Here is a 16,452-nt window from a genome sequence, read left to right on the forward strand (position 1 = left end):
CCCCCTCGAATGGGCAAATTCCCAGGCATTACTCACCCGTCCGCCGCTCGTCATCTTCAAAAGCAAGCTTTTGAAATGTTACCGCTCGACTTGCATGTGTTAGGCCTGCCGCCAGCGTTCAATCTGAGCCATGATCAAACTCTTCAATTGAAAGTTTTTTTTGCTTCCTAAGAAGCGACTCTATGAATGACTGTTCTTATATAGAACACTCTTCAATGAGATAAATCGTTGTCGATGTATCTTCACTGTGAGTGCCCACACAGATTGCTTGATATTTTGTTAAAGAGCGAAATATGCATTTGCATATTTGTGGGAAGCGAATTTTACGCTATTCCCTTAAGTCGTCAAGTAAATTTTTTATTTATTTGAAAACTTTATCGACCATCGTTACGGCTTCGTATTGAAGCGGTATCCGTCCGTCGGTGTGCGGTGCATTATAGGGATGCGACTTGCAGGTGCAAGTCTTTTTTGCCTTGAATGTTTCGGTCGCTGATCTTTTATCCAGAGGGGCTTTTTTAAGGTGGTTAACAGTGAGGGAGATTTGATTTTAAAAGCACTTCTCGTTCAAATTTGCGAGCGATGCTCACTTTTTCAGCGAAACGCTGGTTTAACACTAAAGAATTCATTACCATAAGTTGGTTGTTAACACTATTTTATCATTTCATGTTCCACTGAGATTTTATTTTTATGCCAAAGTCACTGCCTATTATTTTACTCATCGCTGTTCTCGGAGCTCTGGCGATTTACTTTTTCAATCTGCAAATCCCGTCTTCTTTAAGTTTTGCTGCCGGTGCCATTGTTGCCGCCATTGTGGGTTATGCAACCGCATCGACACAACCTGCCACTGCCGCTACCTATAAAGGGCCCATCATGACGCTTTATGTAGGTAATCTGCCTTATCGTGTTAATGAAGCTGAGGTGAAGGCCCTGTTTGAACAATATGGCCCGGTTAATTCCGTACGCTTGGTGCGCGATCGTAAAACCGGACGCCGCAAAGGGTTTGGCTTTGTTGAGATTTCTGAAAAGGGAGGCCAACAAGCCCTGGAGAAATTAAACGATTTCGTGTTTCAGGAGCGCACGTTGAAAGTACGTGAAGCGAAATCACAGGACAAAGACAAGGATGATGCTGAATAAAACGGTTTAGTGTTTGCAGACATGCTGGATAGTACCAAAACCCAGCTGTTGCAGGCACTGTTTGAGTCCTTCCGAAATCACTGCCGCGGTATAGTATGCCGCGGCAGTTTTTGTTTCTGGTGCAGTGTCGATTAACTGCGGCGGGTTGCCCAGCAATGTTTTGACCCTGCGGGCAATGGCGGCGCCCGAATCCAGCAACTGTATGCCCTCACCCAATACCTGGTGAATTTCGGTTTTCAGCATGGGGAAATGAGTGCAGCCCAACACCAGTACATCCATGGAAGATTGGCAAACCGGTGCCAACAGTTTTTGCAGTTGTTGTGGCACGATGGGCATGCCGGCGATTTTCTGCTCTGCCAGCATCACCAGCTCTGACGAACCAAAAAGCTCCACCCGGCAGTTGTCCGCATATCTGTGGATGAGCTCTTGGGTGTAACGGCGCTTGATGGTGCCGGGCGTGGCCAGCAGTCCGATATGTTGCCGGACAGAGAGCTGGGCTGCGGGTTTAATGGCTGGCACCACCCCTACCACCGGCACAGATAATTGTTGCCTGAGTGCCGGTAGCACCAAGGTGCTGGCGGTGTTACAGGCAATGACCACAATATCCGCCTTGAGTTGTGCCACCATGGGCGTTATCAGGGCCACGCAGCCCCGGATAAGCTCCGATTCTTCCAATTCACCATAAGGGAGCCGGGCATTATCAAACAGGTAATGATAATGCTGCCCTGGTAGCAACTGACGAATTTCCTGCAGTACGGATAAACCGCCAACACCGGAATCAAAAACCAGGATTGTGTGTGACAAGCGATGCCTCTGGGGATGTGGTCTTGTTAACCGCCTGGCGGGCGGTGATTAACGCCTGCGTATTGTTCCACAGCCTCATGAAAACTGCAAAAGCCGTCGCGGTATCACAACGATGCACCTTGAGCTATGGCCGCACTATGTTTAAAATTTGCGCCCCGTTTTGTACACGATGCAAGAGAGACTGTGATGAATTTAGATGCGATGGTGCCGGAACGCTATGCTGAACAACTGGACAAGAAGCGCCAACGACTGCAGCAGTCCTTTGCCGAGTTTACGCCGCCAGCCTTGGAAGTGTTTGCTTCTGCGCCTGCACATTACCGTATGCGCGCGGAATTCCGCGTTTGGCATGATGGCGATGATCTGTATTTCTGTGTCTATGATCAGCAAGAAAAACGCCCGGTTCGCTGCGATCAGTTTTTGCCGGCCAGTGATCTGATTAACCAAATGATGCTAGCGCTGGTTGATGAACTGAAACCCAACCCCACACTGCGTCACCGCTTGTTTCAGGTGGATTTCCTTTCCACGCTCTCCGGTGAAATCCTGGTGTCGCTGTTGTATCACCGTCCGCTGGATGCTGCCTGGCAACAGGAAGCCCAAGCATTGAAGCAACGCTTGTCTGCCCGTTTTAACGTGGATTTTATTGGCCGCGCCCGCAAGCAAAAAATCGTGCTGGGACGGGATTTCGTTATGGAAACATTACCGGTCAATGGCCGCCAGTATGTATACCAGCAGGTGGAAAACAGCTTTACCCAGCCCAATGCCCAGGTTGCCTGCCACATGCTCAGCTGGGCTCAGTCGTGCACCCAAGACAGCCAAGGCGATTTGTTGGAGCTTTACTGCGGCAATGGCAACTTTTCCATCGCGCTGGCGCAAAATTTCGGCAAAGTGCTGGCGACCGAGCTGGCCAAGCCTTCCGTTGATGCGGCGCAATACAATATTCAGGCAAACAGTGTTGATAACTTGCAGATTATCCGCATGTCTGCCGAGGAGTTTTCACAGGCCATGACGGGGGAGCGCAGTTTTCGGCGTCTGGAAGGCATTGATCTTAACAGTTATGACTGCAATACGATTTTTGTCGACCCGCCCAGAGCCGGCCTTGATCAGAAAACCGTGGATATGGTGCAGGGATACGACAACATTTTGTATATTTCCTGCAACCCTGACACCTTGAAACGCAATCTGGAACAACTGTGCCAAACCCATGAGATTGTCCGCTTTGCCCTGTTTGATCAGTTCCCCTATACCGAACACATGGAAAGCGGTGTACTGCTACGGAAGAAAAGCTGACCCCTTGCCATTAGCGGGACAGTTTTGGGCGCAGCTCCGGATTGTCCCGCCGTTGCTGCAAGGCATCGGCACCTTTAACCACCATCCGCAGTTGCGTCACTAACCGTTCTGCCAGCACTTTTCGGTCTGAACGTTTCATGTCAAGGGCTGCGGCGCCGGCATTGAATACCAGGATCACCAAGGCTTCTGCCTGCTCCCAGGCCAGATCCGGGCTGCGACCGGCAGAATCCTCGATATAGTGTGAAAGCTCGGAAATGAAATGTTCAATTTCCCGCTCCACTGCCGCCCGAAAAGCCGCGGAGGTGCCAGAGCGCTCATGGAGCAGAATGCGGAACACGTTGGGATTGGACTCCAGCACTTCCATGAATGTTTCCACCGAAATGCGGATGACGCTGCCCCCCGCTTCGGCCCGTTGCCGTCCCTTACGCATGATTTGCCGTAATGCCAGGCCGCCTTCATCCACCATGGTCAGGCCCAGCTCATTCATGTCCTTGAAGTGACGATAAAAAGAGGTAGGGGCAATATTGGCCTCACGGGCCACTTCACGCAGGCTCAGGCTGGAAAAACTACGCTGGGCGCTTAGCTGGCTAAAAGCCGCATCCACCAATGCCCTGCGGGTTTTTTCTTTCTGTTGCGCTCTGACTCCCATGTGTGTCCCCTGATTTTTAGCAAATATGGCAAATGATACCCGGTTTGCCTGATAAACAAAGTCCCTTCGACTAAAGGTGTGATTGGCTAAGACGCAATTTAAGCTTACACTTGTAAGCCAAAGTTTCTCTGGGATGACATATATGAAGCAGCCACCCCTTATCTGGATTAACCTGATATTTTTTATCACAACCTTTGCCGGTGCCTGCATTCTGGTGCCCTGGCGCGGGATCACCCATGGCTTTGATGCCACGGAATGGAGCTGGTTTGTCATTCTGGCATTTGCTGCCGGGCTGTCCATCACCGCCGGTTATCATCGGCTTTGGTCCCACAAAACCTATAAGGCTCACCCAATCATCAAGGTATTGTATGCACTGGGAGGCGCTTTGGCGTTTCAAAACAGTGTATTGCATTGGGCCTCTGATCACCGGGTGCACCACAAACACGTAGACAACAATGACAAAGACCCCTACTCCGCCCAGCGGGGATTCTGGTTTAGCCATATTGGCTGGATGCTGCGGGAGTATCAGCCACAACGCTACGGGGATTACAGCAATGTGCGGGATCTGCAACAGGACGCAGTTGTACGCTGGCAGCATAAACATTATCTGTGGCTGGCCGCATTCATGAATATTGCCGTGCCCTTGGGGCTGGGCTGGCTCCATGGCGATATCCTGTCCATGTTGCTGTTGGCGGGGTTATTGCGTTTGGTGGTGGTGCACCACTGCACTTTTTTCATTAACTCGTTGGCCCATGTGTGGGGCAAACAGCCTTACACTGACCGCAACAGTGCCCGGGATAACGGGATACTGGCACTACTGACCTACGGCGAGGGTTACCATAATTTTCACCACATTTTTGAACACGATTACCGTAACGGCATTCGTTGGTGGCATTACGATCCTACCAAATGGCTGATCCGAGGGCTGGCAGGATGCGGGCTGGCAACGGATTTACGCCGGGTTCCCCAGGAAAAAATTGATGGGGCCCGTTTGCAGATGCAGCTCAAACGCACCCAGAAGCGCTTGCTGGACCGCCATGACACCGACGAACTGCTGGCCCAGCTGCAGCAGGCTTACGAAGATACCAAACAGCATCTTTGCCGTTACTATGGAGCCAAGAAACAGTTGCTCGATGCCCGCAAGCAACAACTTGCCGACACCCATTTAAAGCCGCAAGTGGCTGAGTTGAAAAGGCGTTTTCGCCAGCAACAGCGTCAATGGCAACAACTGACGGCAAATCTTGGCAGTTAATGGAGAATTTATCCGTAATCGTGGCGCAGCCACCTTGTAACATGGCCCGTTAAGGTTAAGATCGGGAACTCGTCCTATCGTTATGGAGTTCATCATGTCCGACGGCCCGATCAAACTTACTGAATACAGCCATGGTGCAGGCTGTGGCTGCAAAATCTCTCCGAAAGTGCTTACCACCATTCTTGCTTCACAACTGCCGGGCTTTACTGATCCCCACTTGTTGGTGGGTAACCAGAGCCGGGATGATGCAGCGGTTTATCAGCTGGATGAACATACCGGCATTATCAGCACCACTGACTTTTTCATGCCGATTGTGGATGATCCCTTTACCTTTGGCCGCATTGCCGCCACCAATGCCATCAGCGATATTTACGCCATGGGCGGCACCCCGCTGATGGCCATTGCCATTCTCGGCTGGCCAGTGAGCAAACTGTCCCCTGAAGTTGCCCAGCAAGTGGTGGATGGCGGACGTCAGGCTTGTCAGGATGCCGGCATCATGCTGGCTGGCGGTCACAGTATTGATGCCCCGGAGCCGATTTTCGGCTTGGCTGTTACCGGCAAGGTGGCCCTACCCCACCTGAAACAGAATGACACCGCCCAAGCCGGCGACATCCTCTATCTGACCAAGCCCTTAGGGATTGGTATTTTGACCACGGCGCAAAAGCAGAAAAAATTGGCGGATGAAGATGCCCACATTGCCCCTGACGCCATGTGCCAACTCAACAAAATCGGGGCTGAAGTGGCCAAGTTAAACGGTGTGCATGCCATGACGGATGTGACCGGCTTCGGACTGGCGGGGCATTTGCTTGAGATGTGTCAGGGCTCTCGCGTTGCCGCCAGCATTAACGTTGCCAGCCTGCCCCTGTTGCCAAAAGTGCGGGAATATCTGGCCCAGGGCTGCACGCCCGGCGGCACCCAGCGCAACTTTGACAGCTACGGCGAACACTTGCCAGCACTGACCCCTGAGCAAAAAGCGTTATTGTGCGATCCGCAAACCAGTGGTGGCCTGCTCATTGCCATTAACCCCGACCAGGAACACGCCTTACTTGAAGTATTTGCAGCCCATGGGATCAGCGGCCATAAAATTGGCGGGCTGACAACCTACGGCGATGATGCCAACTGGATCCAATTGCAATAATGAGCCACACAATCGTTAGCACAGCGGCCTATCGCGAGATATTTCTCAGCGGTCGGCCGCTGATTGATGTTCGGGCGCCGGTGGAATTTGCCAAAGGCGCCTTTTTCAACAGTCACAACTTGCCCTTGATGACCGACACTGAGCGCCAGCAGGTGGGCACCTGTTATAAACACCATGGTCCCACGGCGGCACTGGCGTTAGGACACCAGTTGGTGAACGGTGCCACCAAGGATGCCCGCATTGCGGCCTGGCAACGGTTTTACCAGCAACATCCCGATGCCTGCCTTTATTGTTTTCGTGGCGGCATGCGCTCCCAAATCACCCAAGGATGGCTGCACGAAGCGGGCGTTGACATGGCCTATGTGCAAGGCGGCTATAAAGGGATGCGCCAGTTTTTAATCCAGACACTGGAAAGCCCGGCGCTGATGCCGCAAATGCTGATCCTCAGCGGCATTACCGGCTCCGGGAAAACCGAAGTGCTGTTGCAACGCCCTCATGAAGCCGTTGATCTGGAGGGCACAGCCAACCATCGCGGCTCCAGTTTCGGTAAAGAAATCACCGCCCAACCCACCCAGATTAACTTTGAAAACAATCTGGCAGTGGCCATTTTGCGACACCAGCAGCGCCATCCCAAACGGTTATTGCTGGAAGACGAAAGCCATCTGATTGGCCATTGTTTCATTCCTAAACCATTTTTTGACGGCATGCAGGCCGCCAAAGTGGTGGTATTGGAAGCCCCATGGGAGCAACGCCTGCAACGGTTACTGGAGCAGTATGTCCATAAAATGTGTCGTGAATTTTGCCAGCGGGACGGTCAGGAAGCGGGGTTTGAGGCCTTTTCCCAGTATCTGCATCAGAGCATCAAGGGGATTAGCCGGCGGCTGGGTTCAGAAAAAGCCAATACGCTGCAAGCACTGATTGATGAAGCACTGCAAGCGCAGCAACAACGCAACGATACCGCGTTGCATCTGCAATGGATTGCCCTGCTGCTGGAGAAATACTATGACCCCATGTATCAGTACCAGCTACAGCGAAAGAGCAGCCGGATTGTGTTTCGCGGTGATCAAACGGCAGTGCATCAATGGCTGGATGAGCAGCCATCCATGTCAGCGCCCCGTTAAACCGCGATGAGGATTTGTTCCCAGGCCAGACGAGGCGCCCCCATCACGATAAAATTGGGATTCTCCAGCGTGTCGCGTTCATTGTAGGTAAGCGGCTGCAGGGAAGTGTCCAGCAAACGGCCGCCGGCCTCTTCAATGATGATCTGCGCCGCGCCGGTATCCCACTCGCCAGTAGGCCCCACCCGCACGTAACAGTCGGCGCGACCTTCTGCCACCAGACAGCTTTTCAGCGCGGCACCGCCCAGCGGCAACAACTGGCAGTTATCGGGCTGCCGGAAGAGTTGCAGCACTTTTTCCGGATCCTGGCGGCGGCTCACGGCAAGACGCAAGGTTTGTGCCTGGGGTTGCAGCTGCCGACTGTGAATTTGCGCCTGAGCGCCATGGCTGCGTTTAAAGGCCCCATGGCCGGCAACGGCGTAATAGCAGTCTTCTTTCATGGGCACATATACCACGCCCAGTACCGGCCGATGCTGCCGTACCAAGGCGATGATGACGGAGAAATCCCCACTGCCCGCAATGAATTCACCAGTGCCATCCAGCGGGTCCACCAGCCAGTAACAGGACCAGTGCTGCCGTTGGCTAAGGGGAATATCAGCGGCTTCTTCTGACAATACCGGAATGTCCGGTGTCAGCGCAGAAAGCCGCTGGCTGATCAGCTTGTGGGCGGCAATGTCTGCCGACGTCACCGGTGTGTGATCGGCTTTTAACTCGCGCTGGAAATCACCCTGCTGATAGATGGTGCGGATCATTTTGCCCGCCTCGGTGGCAATCTCTATCGCTTGTTCCAGCAACTCTTCTGGCCTCATAACCACTCCAACCTCGCTGCAGAGGACCTTAACCTCAGTGGCCGGTTGCCCGGCATTGTTTTGGGGGTAACACGTTATTTATTCAGTTTTAACCGTTCCAATGCCAGAAACAAGGCGCTGACACTGCGGGACTCCGAAAAATCCGCCAGGGTCAGCAAGTCACGCCATTGGGACAACGGCCAGCGCACCAGTTCAATGGGCTCAGGCTCGTCACCTTCAAGGCGGTTCTCATAAAGATCTTCCGCCAAGAAAATCTGCATTTTACTGGCAAAATAACCGGGGGCCAGGCTGAGTTCCTTCAGGTGGATCAGTTGATGACCGCCATAGCCTATCTCTTCTTGCAGCTCCCGGTTGGCAGCTTCGGCGGGAGTTTCGCCCCGCTCAATCAGCCCTTTGGGAAACCCCAGTTCATAGCTGTCGGTGCCGGCGGCATATTCCCGCCCCAGCAATAACCACTTTCCCTGCAATACCGGAACAATCATCACTGCCCCGTGGCTGCCGCCTTTCATGCGCTCGTAGTAACGTTCCTGCTGATTGGAAAAGCGCAAATGCACCTGTTCAATATGAAACAGGCGGCTTTGCGCCACGGTTTCTGTTGCAAGAATTTCCGGCTTTTGTTGCCGTTTACTCATCCATGCCTCGATTGCCAACTGCCGATATGTGATTTAGGTTACAATGTTATACCAATTGGCAGGAATTAACAGAGGCTGACATGTTCCCCTGGCAGCAAATTGATACGGTTTTACTGGATATGGACGGCACCCTGTTGGATCTGCATTTTGACAACTATTTCTGGTTGTCACTGGTGCCGGAAACCCTGAGCAGACAACTGCACATCAGCCATGAAGCCGCCAGGCAGCGGGTGCATGACGCCTACCTGCGGGTGGAAGGCACCCTGAATTGGTATTGCCTGGATTATTGGCAGCAGGAACTGCAGCTGGACATTCTGGCGTTACACCACACCATTGCCGATAAAATCCGTTTGCGCCAGGACACATTGCCTTTGTTGCACCGTTTGCAGCAGGCAGGTAAACGCCGCATATTGCTGACCAATGCCCATCCGGACAATCTCCGGCTGAAACTGCAACATACCCAACTGCAACGGCATCTGGACGACATGTTGTCCAGCCACCAGTTAGGGGTGCCCAAAGAATCGCCGCTGTTCTGGCAGCAGGTCTTCGCCCGTTTCGGGCTGTCGCCGGAGCGGTGCCTGTTTGTGGATGATAATGAGCGCATACTGACGGCAGCGCAGGAGGCTGGCGTCAGGTATCTGTTGGGGGTGAGCAACCCTGACAGTTCCCAGCCACCGAAACGCTTTTCACGCTTTCCGGCGACCGATGATTATCGGCAACTGACCCGTGGACTATTGCCCCATATGGCCAGCGAGGCGTTGTTCACGCCCTGCTGACACCGCAAAGGGCAAGCGGTTATAGGGCTACAACCCGGGAATGCGCCCTTTGTACTGCAATGGGTAGTTGCCGTTGGCATCTGGCTTGCCCAACAATCCCAGAGAGTTTTGCAAGTCCCGTGACTGACCGTCAGTTCGCCGTATCCGGCCGTTCACTTCCATTTGCAACTGGTCTTTAAACAATAGGGTGCCAGCCACGCCGATGGCATTTTTCTCATCGTCGGTGGCCAGTTGAACCTGTCCCTTAACACACTGCAGTGAAAAGGCCATGTTGCCCAGCGGGTAGTCGCCAAACTGGTTATTCAGGCCAATGTGGTTCAGAAACAGTTTACCATTCAAGCCGCCGCATAATGGCTGCCCCTGATGGCCTTCATCCAGTAACAGTGAAATGTCACCGCTTAACACGGTTTTAAAAGGCAAGCGCCGATTGCCCACCAGAAAGCCCACCGGGGCATCCAGCCGCAGTTGCCGGGCCGCGATGCCGGCAGATGACCAGCTGATGATCCCTTTGCCATTGACCGCTGAGGCACGACTGCCAAGTTGCCACTGGGCCTGCACTACGCCCGTAAACAGGGACGATGGTTGGAGTTGCCAGCTTAACCGCTCCAGTTGCCGTGAGCCGATTTGCAGCACATCAGCCTGGCCATGCCACAAGCTGCCGCTGACACCGCCCAGCTGCACCCCGCTTGGCAGCGGCATCAATGCCACAGCTACCCGTGCCGGGAACAGCATGATCATGAACAGAAGATAGAGCAGAATTCCAATTACGATTTTACCAAACAGTTTCACAACAACACCTTATGCCTGTATGCCTGAGAGTATGGCCTATGCCTGCGAGAGCTGAATGCGTCTGACTTTCACCATGCCGGGGTCATCGGCCTCGGCCACATCCAGGCTATCCAGTGACAATCCCTGCTGCACCAGATCGCCAAGGTAAGACAGCAAGGCGTCAAAAGGGACATCATCCATCCATAACTGGATCTGTTTGCCCTGGGGTTGCATGCGGGTAATGGACAACCCGTAACGACTGGCTGTTTGGGTCGCCACCGTGCTCAAGCTACCCATGTGTTGCGGGCGACTGCCCGCCTTTTTCAACGCGCTGATTTTGGCGGCACTTTGCTTCACAAACGCCAGGGTTTGTTGCTGCGCCTGCAGTTGGCTTTGGGCCTGCGCCTGGGCATTGCTGATGGGCGTCCAAATGCCCCAATAACCGATGCCCACCATCACAATAACGGCCATGACGGTGACCAGCTGCCGCTCGCGTTGCGCCAGCGATGCCCACCATTTTTGCAAATTTTCCATCTTATTTGCTCCTCAGGGTCAACGTACTGGTGACCGCGCCGTCGATGCTGTTCATGGCTCCCGCATCCAGTTGGAAACGGTTGCCGGCCAAGCTCTTGAATTTTTCAATCTGGCCGTAGTCTTTCGCTGTCACCTGCATGCGGATTTCACTGCGGCTGCCATCAAAGCGCAAATTATTGGGCTTCAACTCCGGCACCTGGGTAAAGGCCTGCTGCAGGCTTCCGAGCATTTCAAACAGTTCACCGCCCGAGCCCTGCCCCTGCAAGGAGCGTTGCAGTGATTCCAGCTGTGCCCGTACATTTACCACCCGGCCGTTGCCGGCCACGGCACGGTAAATGCTTTCGGTTTCGGCTTTGACGGCAGCCGTTTGCTGCTGCAGCTGGTAAATGCTGAACCCCTTATTGACCAGAGCCAACACCAGTGCCAACCCGGCCACCACCGCCACCTTCCGCCAGGGCAACAGCTGTTTGCTGTATTCCCGTTTTGGGGTATAGCGGCCGCTGAGCAAATTGAATGGCGCCGCCAGGCAACCTTTGGCCAGCACCAATAATGGCAGCTCCAACGGTTGCATCTGACAATCGGCACCGTCATGGGAAAACGGGCTATAACAGGCAATGGCTGGCGGCGTGGCTGACGCTGCCAGCAAAGTGGGCAACAAGGTATCAAACCAGCTGCGGCTAACACTGATGCCATCGGCCATGCCCCGGCGCAGCAGCATCTGGCCATTAAACTCCAGTAATGCCCAATCCATCCCTTGCAGCGGCAGTGCCAGGCAATCTGGCACCAAACGGCGGGGTTTGAGCCCGGCATCGCTGAGCCAGTCAAGCCATTGCTGCATCAACTCATGAGACACCACGGCCACATGCAGGGTGTCGCCGTCCCGGGGGCCGGGCACAAAATGCAGCTCTTCCACATTTTGCGCCAGGGATTCTTCCAACATGAACGGCAGCGCCTTGATGGCCTGACGCTGGCCTTTTTCCGGAAGGATGACACTCGTCAGGCTGACAGCGTCGCCCGGCACCAGTACGTCCACCGGGCGGTTACCGGCCCGCTCGCTCAGTGTTGCAAGCGCACGGGCATCTGCCAACTCACCGGAGGCGATGATCTCCTGTTCCTGTTCAGACCATACCAGCCAGGCGCACGCGGCGTTGATATTGTTGCCCAAACGGATAAATAAGCGTTCACTCACTGTTTTTCTCCACCATTGCCGAAGGGTAAAGGCCGTTACGGCTGCCCGCCATACTGACGGGTAAGTACCTGCAGGTTATTTCCCCCCGTCACTTGCAATACACTTTGCATATGAAATACCGCATCATCCACTTTGGCACGGGCATCCAGCCGGAAAAACTTGCTGGACACCGTCACGCTGGATTTCAGCTGCTCATCCTGGGCGGCAATGGCCGCCAGTGAACCCTGTTGCCAAAAGTCGTCTGCTGTCTCAAAACCGCTGGCCGGCCGCTGGTTGATGATGCTTTGGGCCTCGCCAACAGAGATTTTGTTTTCCAGCATGGCTGCCAGCAGCGGCGCTTGTTCCACTTTCACCGTGTTCACGTTCATGATCTGGGTGTTGTTGCCGGGGATCACGCAGACATAAGGCAACAGTTTACGGTAAATCTCTTGGCTGTACCCCAACACCGCCCGCAGTTCACTGCGATCGCTCATCAGGGTATTAGCCGCCCGGTACGGGACTTTACGGGATTCATATTCCGCATCTTCTGCGCCATATGCCCCCGCATCACTATCCGCATCCAGATAATCTTTCAACGTGAAGGTCAGACGCTCGGCGTTGAAACTGTCCACTCCCAGTGCCGTAAGCAATGCGCTGTATTGTCTGGCCGCCAGCGGCAATTTTGCGATATGGCCTGCCGCGGTGGTGGCGGTCTGACTCAGGGCGTTGAGATTGAAGCAGCTGCGCAAATCGGTAAGGGTGCCGCCAATTTGCCCCACTTCGGCCGGAAACACCACATTGGCCAAGGCCCAGTATTGCTGCAGGTGTACCCGCCCTTCCGAGTCGTTCAGGTCCTGTTTCAGTACCTTGCGCGCCAGTTCTTCCGCGGAAATGGCGTACCAATAGGCCTGATCATACTGGGCCAGATTAATGGTGCGCCGCACCGATACCTGATTGCGGCCGCTGATGCTCACCGCCAGCACGGCAATGATGGCAACCACCAGCAACACCACAATCAAGGCCACCCCTTGCTGTTTATGCTTCATGGCGCTGCCCCAAACACTCAACGGGGCGGCGCTGATTAACTCTCTGGGTCATCCACATCTTCCGCTGCTTGTTGGTCTGAGCCTTGCTGGGTTGCGTTGTCTTTCTGCTGCCCGCCATCCTCTTGCTGAGGCGCTGCGCCGCCTGCAGGCAACAGGAATTTACGGATAATGCTGCCCCGCGTTTCCTGAGTCACTTCAATGGCAATGGCCACCGGCAAGCGACTGAAACTGCGTTGATCGGCCCGCTGCCATTTGCCATCCACAAAAAAGGCATATTTCACGTCCAGGACTTTGTCCATCAGCACGGTTTTTATCGGTTCGCTACCGATTTCAGGATCCGGATAGGGATAATACCAACGCTGTAATTTTTCATCCTGCACCACATAGGCCAGTGACTGGATGTTGCCCCGGGGCAACAGCCCTCCGGGATTGAGCCAGCCGATACGATAAAACACCAGCGCCTGGGAATCTGAGTCCAACAGGTTATTGCCCACCTGCATCACCACATTGTCATGGCCACCCAGTGGCGTTCTAAAACTGCGGGCCACCATCTGCCCCAAGTCCCGCTCAATGGTGCCAAACCCCTGCTGCAGGTAACGCAGCTGGCCGGAAAACTCCCGGGTGACTTCGTCGTTTTTCAATACGGTTTGCAACACCGTGTTGGTTGCCAGCCCCAGCAAGGTGAAAATGCCGATGGCCACCAGCATTTCCAGCAGGGTGAAGCCGCTATTTCTGGTTAAAGACATAGCTGCTCACCTTGGTAATAATGCGCTGATACCTGTCGCTATCGCTGACGCTCACCCGAATCATGCGGAATTTTTCATCCGTGGTTTTAATCACTTCCTGGCGCCAATACCAGGTTTTACCTGCCAGTTCCACGTTGCCTTCCTTGGTGCCCAGGGTGGGAAAGGCTTCCTGTAAGCGGGCTTCCACCATCTGGTTGTCAGCCACCCATTGCGCCAGGGTTTTCTCTTCCAGAATGGGCAGGTTGGCCACCTGACTACCGATGCTTTTGGTGATGGCCACCGCCGCGATGGCAAACACTGCCAGTGCCACCATCACTTCCAGCAAGGTCATGCCTTTAGTCGCTTTCATCAAAGCTCCCCAGCGTCATCCGGCCAAGATTGTCGCCACTGACCAACTGTTCATACGGCTGGTCGCCGCCGCTGGCGATGAAAGTCAGCTCGAAACTGCTCATTTCACCGCTGGGTAACAGCATGATCTGCGGCTCCGGGTGACGCTGCTTTTGCTGGCGCTGGTCAAACGGCTTGTCATCGCCAAATAACGACGCTTGCTCTTCTTCCTGATCCAGCGGCAGCCCTTCCACTTGCAAGTCGGTACTGATCCCCGCAGGCAAGGTGTGTTCGCCCAGCAGGTTGTCCCGCTGCAGCGGCTGCCATTTGTCATCCAGATAAATCACGTAGCGGTAGGCGTTTTTGTCTATCACCACGCCGACAAACTGACCACTGAGCACGGCCTCATCCGCCAAGGTTTCCGTGACGGCCACAAACCGCTGGGCCTCGCGCAGCAGTTGCTGTTGCTGATTACCGCCGCCAATGGACAATGTGACGGCCGCAGCCATCAATCCCATCAACAGCACCACCAGCATCACTTCCAGTAAGGTGAAGCCCCGGCTACGCTGCATTTTACTGATATTGCTGCAGGTTCCAGTTGCCAATGTCATCTTCGGTTCCGGTTTGTCCGTCAGGGCCGGCACTGAACACGTCTATTTTCCCGTGCTCACCCGGGCTCAGCAGCAAATAGGCATTGCCCCAAGGGTCCTGGGGCAAGCGCTTCACATAGCCGTCTTCACGGTAGTTGCGCGGCTCCGGTGAAATGGTGGGCTTTTGTACCAAGGCTTCCAGCCCCTGTTCCGTGGAGGGATAGACGCTGTTATCCAGCTTGTACATGTCCAGCTGATTTTCCAAAGCGACGATGTCAGACACCGCTTTTTGCTGATCGGCTTTTTCTTTGTTACCCATGATATTAGGCACTACCATGGAGGCAAGGATCCCCAGGATCACGATCACCACCATCACTTCAAGCAGGGTAAAACCGCGTTGTCTGCTGTTGCGTTGCATCAAGTTACTTCCTCCTAAAAAGAGCAGTCGCCTTAGCCACTGATCATGTTGTTGAGTGCCAAAATCGGCTGCAAAATAGCCATGACGATAAACAGCACTATCACGGCCATGCTGACCACCAGTGCCGGCTCAAAAATGCCCAGGGCGATATTGACATTGGATTCAAATTCCCGGTCCTGGTTATCAGCGGCGCGCTCCAGCATCTGCTCCAGCTCACCGCTTTTTTCACCGGAGGCAATCATGTAGAGCATCATGGGCGGGAAAAGTTTGGTATTGGTCAGCGCCGCCCCCAAACTGGTGCCTTCACGCACCCGGGCAGTGGCTTCGGTAACCGCTTCCTTTACCCGCATGTTTTGCATGACGTCACTGGCAATGCGCATCCCTTCCAGCAAGGGCACGGAGCTGGCGCTGAGGATGCTCAATGTGCGGGCAAAACGGGCGGTATTGAGCCCTTTGCTGACTTTACCCACCACGGGCAACCGCAGCAACAGGCTGTGGTATTTCATGCGGATGTCCGCTTTTTGCAGCAGCCGTTTGCCAATCACCAGCAGTGCCAGCAGCAACCCCAGTAACAGCAAGCCGTAATCGGTAAGGAAATCGGAAGTGCTGATTAATGCCCGGGTGGTGGCAGGCAGCTCCTGCCCCATATGCTGAAACTGCACCACCACTTTTGGCACCACCGCCGTCAGCAGGATGGAGATGACCGCAATGGCCACCAGTGTCAGTACCGAGGGGTAAATCAGCGCCTGGGTAAGCTTGTTTTTCAGTTGCTGGCGTCTTTCGGTGTAATCCGCCAGGCGGTTCAAGACCACTTCCAGATGACCGGATTTTTCACCGGAGGCCACCATGGCGCGGTACAAGTCGTCAAATACATGGGGAAATTCTGCCATGGAGTCCGCCAGGGAGTAGCCTTCCACCACCCGGGAGCGCACGGCCATGACCATGGAGGCCAGACGGTTTTTCTCGCACTGCTGGGCCACGGCTTTCAAGGCTTCTTCCACGGGCAAGCCGGCGGCAATCAAGGTTGCCAGCTGGCGGGTGATCAGGGCCAGCTCCGACACGGAAATGCGCTGGCGCCGGCTGAACCAGGCCGCCTTGGCCACCCGGGATTCCTTTTCGGTCACCGGGGTCAGCTCCAGCGGCATCAGTTGCTGCTCGCGCAACTGACTGCGGGCATGCCTTGGCGTGTCGGCCTCAATCACCCCTTTGACCTGCTTGCCCGCCGGGTTAAGGGCTTTATAGTCAAATGCCGCCAT

19 protein-coding genes and 1 rRNA gene are annotated in these 16,452 nt (G+C 54.4%); 6 read left to right on the forward strand and 14 right to left on the reverse strand.

Translation table 11 applies throughout. The annotated features are described in order from the left end of the window. Window positions 1-150 (reverse strand): 16S ribosomal RNA (locus ACIDEJ_RS11320); the annotation flags it as partial. Between the two features lie 537 nt (window positions 151-687). Here ACIDEJ_RS11320 and ACIDEJ_RS11325 point away from each other — a divergent pair. Continuing rightward, entirely contained in the window at window positions 688-1,134 is a 447-nt protein-coding gene (locus ACIDEJ_RS11325; protein ID WP_411988177.1) for an RNA recognition motif domain-containing protein, read from the forward strand. A gap of 6 nt (window positions 1,135-1,140) precedes the next feature. On the opposite strand, the gene murI is transcribed toward ACIDEJ_RS11325, so the two are convergent. Next, window positions 1,141-1,938, reverse strand: coding sequence for a glutamate racemase (gene murI / locus ACIDEJ_RS11330; protein WP_411988178.1), 798 nt, complete (start codon window positions 1,936-1,938; stop codon window positions 1,141-1,143). Window positions 1,939-2,124: 186 nt separating this feature from the next. Between murI and trmA the strand changes: the two genes are divergently transcribed. Next, complete coding sequence (trmA, locus tag ACIDEJ_RS11335; RefSeq protein WP_411988278.1) at window positions 2,125-3,225, forward strand: tRNA (uridine(54)-C5)-methyltransferase TrmA; 1,101 nt, start codon at window positions 2,125-2,127, stop codon at window positions 3,223-3,225. A 10-nt stretch (window positions 3,226-3,235) separates the two neighbouring features. Here the strand turns inward: trmA and fabR are convergent, their stop codons facing one another. After that, window positions 3,236-3,874 (reverse strand): HTH-type transcriptional repressor FabR, encoded by a 639-nt coding sequence (fabR, locus tag ACIDEJ_RS11340; protein WP_411988179.1) that lies wholly within the window; start codon window positions 3,872-3,874, stop codon window positions 3,236-3,238. Between the two features lie 142 nt (window positions 3,875-4,016). Between fabR and ACIDEJ_RS11345 the strand changes: the two genes are divergently transcribed. The 3 genes from ACIDEJ_RS11345 to mnmH all read left to right on the forward strand — a co-directional run bounded on the left by ACIDEJ_RS11345 (window position 4,017) and on the right by mnmH (window position 7,385). Beyond that, a complete protein-coding gene (locus tag ACIDEJ_RS11345) occupies window positions 4,017-5,126 on the forward strand; it encodes an acyl-CoA desaturase (RefSeq protein WP_411988180.1) in 1,110 nt (369 codons plus the stop codon). A 94-nt stretch (window positions 5,127-5,220) separates the two neighbouring features. Then, window positions 5,221-6,264, forward strand: coding sequence for a selenide, water dikinase SelD (gene selD / locus ACIDEJ_RS11350; protein WP_411988181.1), 1,044 nt, complete (start codon window positions 5,221-5,223; stop codon window positions 6,262-6,264). After that, window positions 6,264-7,385: a tRNA 2-selenouridine(34) synthase MnmH gene (gene mnmH, locus ACIDEJ_RS11355; protein WP_411988182.1), complete on the forward strand. Its 1,122-nt coding sequence runs from the start codon at window positions 6,264-6,266 to the stop codon at window positions 7,383-7,385. The genes selD and mnmH overlap by 1 nt, the downstream gene beginning before the upstream one ends. On the opposite strand, the gene cysQ is transcribed toward mnmH, so the two are convergent. Together cysQ and nudE are read right to left on the reverse strand one after the other, a co-directional pair. After that, on the reverse strand, window positions 7,382-8,191 hold the full coding sequence (gene cysQ, locus ACIDEJ_RS11360) for a 3'(2'),5'-bisphosphate nucleotidase CysQ (protein ID WP_411988183.1): 810 nt from the start codon (window positions 8,189-8,191) through the stop codon (window positions 7,382-7,384). The genes mnmH and cysQ overlap by 4 nt on opposite strands. Before the next feature lie 74 nt (window positions 8,192-8,265). After that, complete coding sequence (nudE, locus tag ACIDEJ_RS11365; RefSeq protein ID WP_411988184.1) at window positions 8,266-8,823, reverse strand: ADP compounds hydrolase NudE; 558 nt, start codon at window positions 8,821-8,823, stop codon at window positions 8,266-8,268. 80 nt (window positions 8,824-8,903) lie between these two features. Between nudE and yrfG the strand changes: the two genes are divergently transcribed. Continuing rightward, window positions 8,904-9,599 (forward strand): GMP/IMP nucleotidase, encoded by a 696-nt coding sequence (gene yrfG / locus ACIDEJ_RS11370; RefSeq protein ID WP_411988185.1) that lies wholly within the window; start codon window positions 8,904-8,906, stop codon window positions 9,597-9,599. A 27-nt stretch (window positions 9,600-9,626) separates the two neighbouring features. On the opposite strand, the gene ACIDEJ_RS11375 is transcribed toward yrfG, so the two are convergent. The 9 genes from ACIDEJ_RS11375 to gspF are packed head-to-tail and all read right to left on the reverse strand — an operon-like array spanning window position 9,627 to window position 16,452. After that, the gene (locus tag ACIDEJ_RS11375; RefSeq protein ID WP_411988186.1) at window positions 9,627-10,388 is read right to left on the reverse strand and encodes a type II secretion system protein N; all 762 of its coding nucleotides are present in this window, start codon (window positions 10,386-10,388) and stop codon (window positions 9,627-9,629) included. Between the two features lie 36 nt (window positions 10,389-10,424). After that, complete coding sequence (locus ACIDEJ_RS11380; protein WP_411988187.1) at window positions 10,425-10,901, reverse strand: type II secretion system protein M; 477 nt, start codon at window positions 10,899-10,901, stop codon at window positions 10,425-10,427. A 1-nt stretch (window position 10,902) separates the two neighbouring features. Next, on the reverse strand, window positions 10,903-12,090 hold the full coding sequence (gene gspL, locus ACIDEJ_RS11385; RefSeq protein ID WP_411988188.1) for a type II secretion system protein GspL: 1,188 nt from the start codon (window positions 12,088-12,090) through the stop codon (window positions 10,903-10,905). Between the two features lie 35 nt (window positions 12,091-12,125). Then, the gene (gene gspK, locus ACIDEJ_RS11390) at window positions 12,126-13,115 is read right to left on the reverse strand and encodes a type II secretion system minor pseudopilin GspK (RefSeq protein ID WP_411988189.1); all 990 of its coding nucleotides are present in this window, start codon (window positions 13,113-13,115) and stop codon (window positions 12,126-12,128) included. Window positions 13,116-13,150: 35 nt separating this feature from the next. Then, entirely contained in the window at window positions 13,151-13,861 is a 711-nt protein-coding gene (gene gspJ, locus ACIDEJ_RS11395) for a type II secretion system minor pseudopilin GspJ (RefSeq protein ID WP_411988190.1), read from the reverse strand. Beyond that, a complete protein-coding gene (gene gspI, locus ACIDEJ_RS11400; protein WP_411988191.1) occupies window positions 13,842-14,210 on the reverse strand; it encodes a type II secretion system minor pseudopilin GspI in 369 nt (122 codons plus the stop codon). The genes gspJ and gspI overlap by 20 nt, the downstream gene beginning before the upstream one ends. Next, window positions 14,197-14,799: a type II secretion system minor pseudopilin GspH gene (gene gspH / locus ACIDEJ_RS11405; protein WP_411988192.1), complete on the reverse strand. Its 603-nt coding sequence runs from the start codon at window positions 14,797-14,799 to the stop codon at window positions 14,197-14,199. Before gspH ends, gspI begins: the two co-directional genes overlap by 14 nt. Then, window positions 14,762-15,196, reverse strand: a complete 435-nt coding sequence (gene gspG / locus ACIDEJ_RS11410) for a type II secretion system major pseudopilin GspG (protein ID WP_411988193.1) — start codon at window positions 15,194-15,196, stop codon at window positions 14,762-14,764. Before gspG ends, gspH begins: the two co-directional genes overlap by 38 nt. Before the next feature lie 32 nt (window positions 15,197-15,228). Beyond that, window positions 15,229-16,452 (reverse strand): type II secretion system inner membrane protein GspF, encoded by a 1,224-nt coding sequence (gene gspF / locus ACIDEJ_RS11415; protein WP_411988194.1) that lies wholly within the window; start codon window positions 16,450-16,452, stop codon window positions 15,229-15,231.

It is taken from the genome of Shewanella mytili (assembly GCF_046765975.1).
GTDB classification, from domain to species: domain Bacteria; phylum Pseudomonadota; class Gammaproteobacteria; order Enterobacterales; family Shewanellaceae; genus Shewanella; species Shewanella mytili.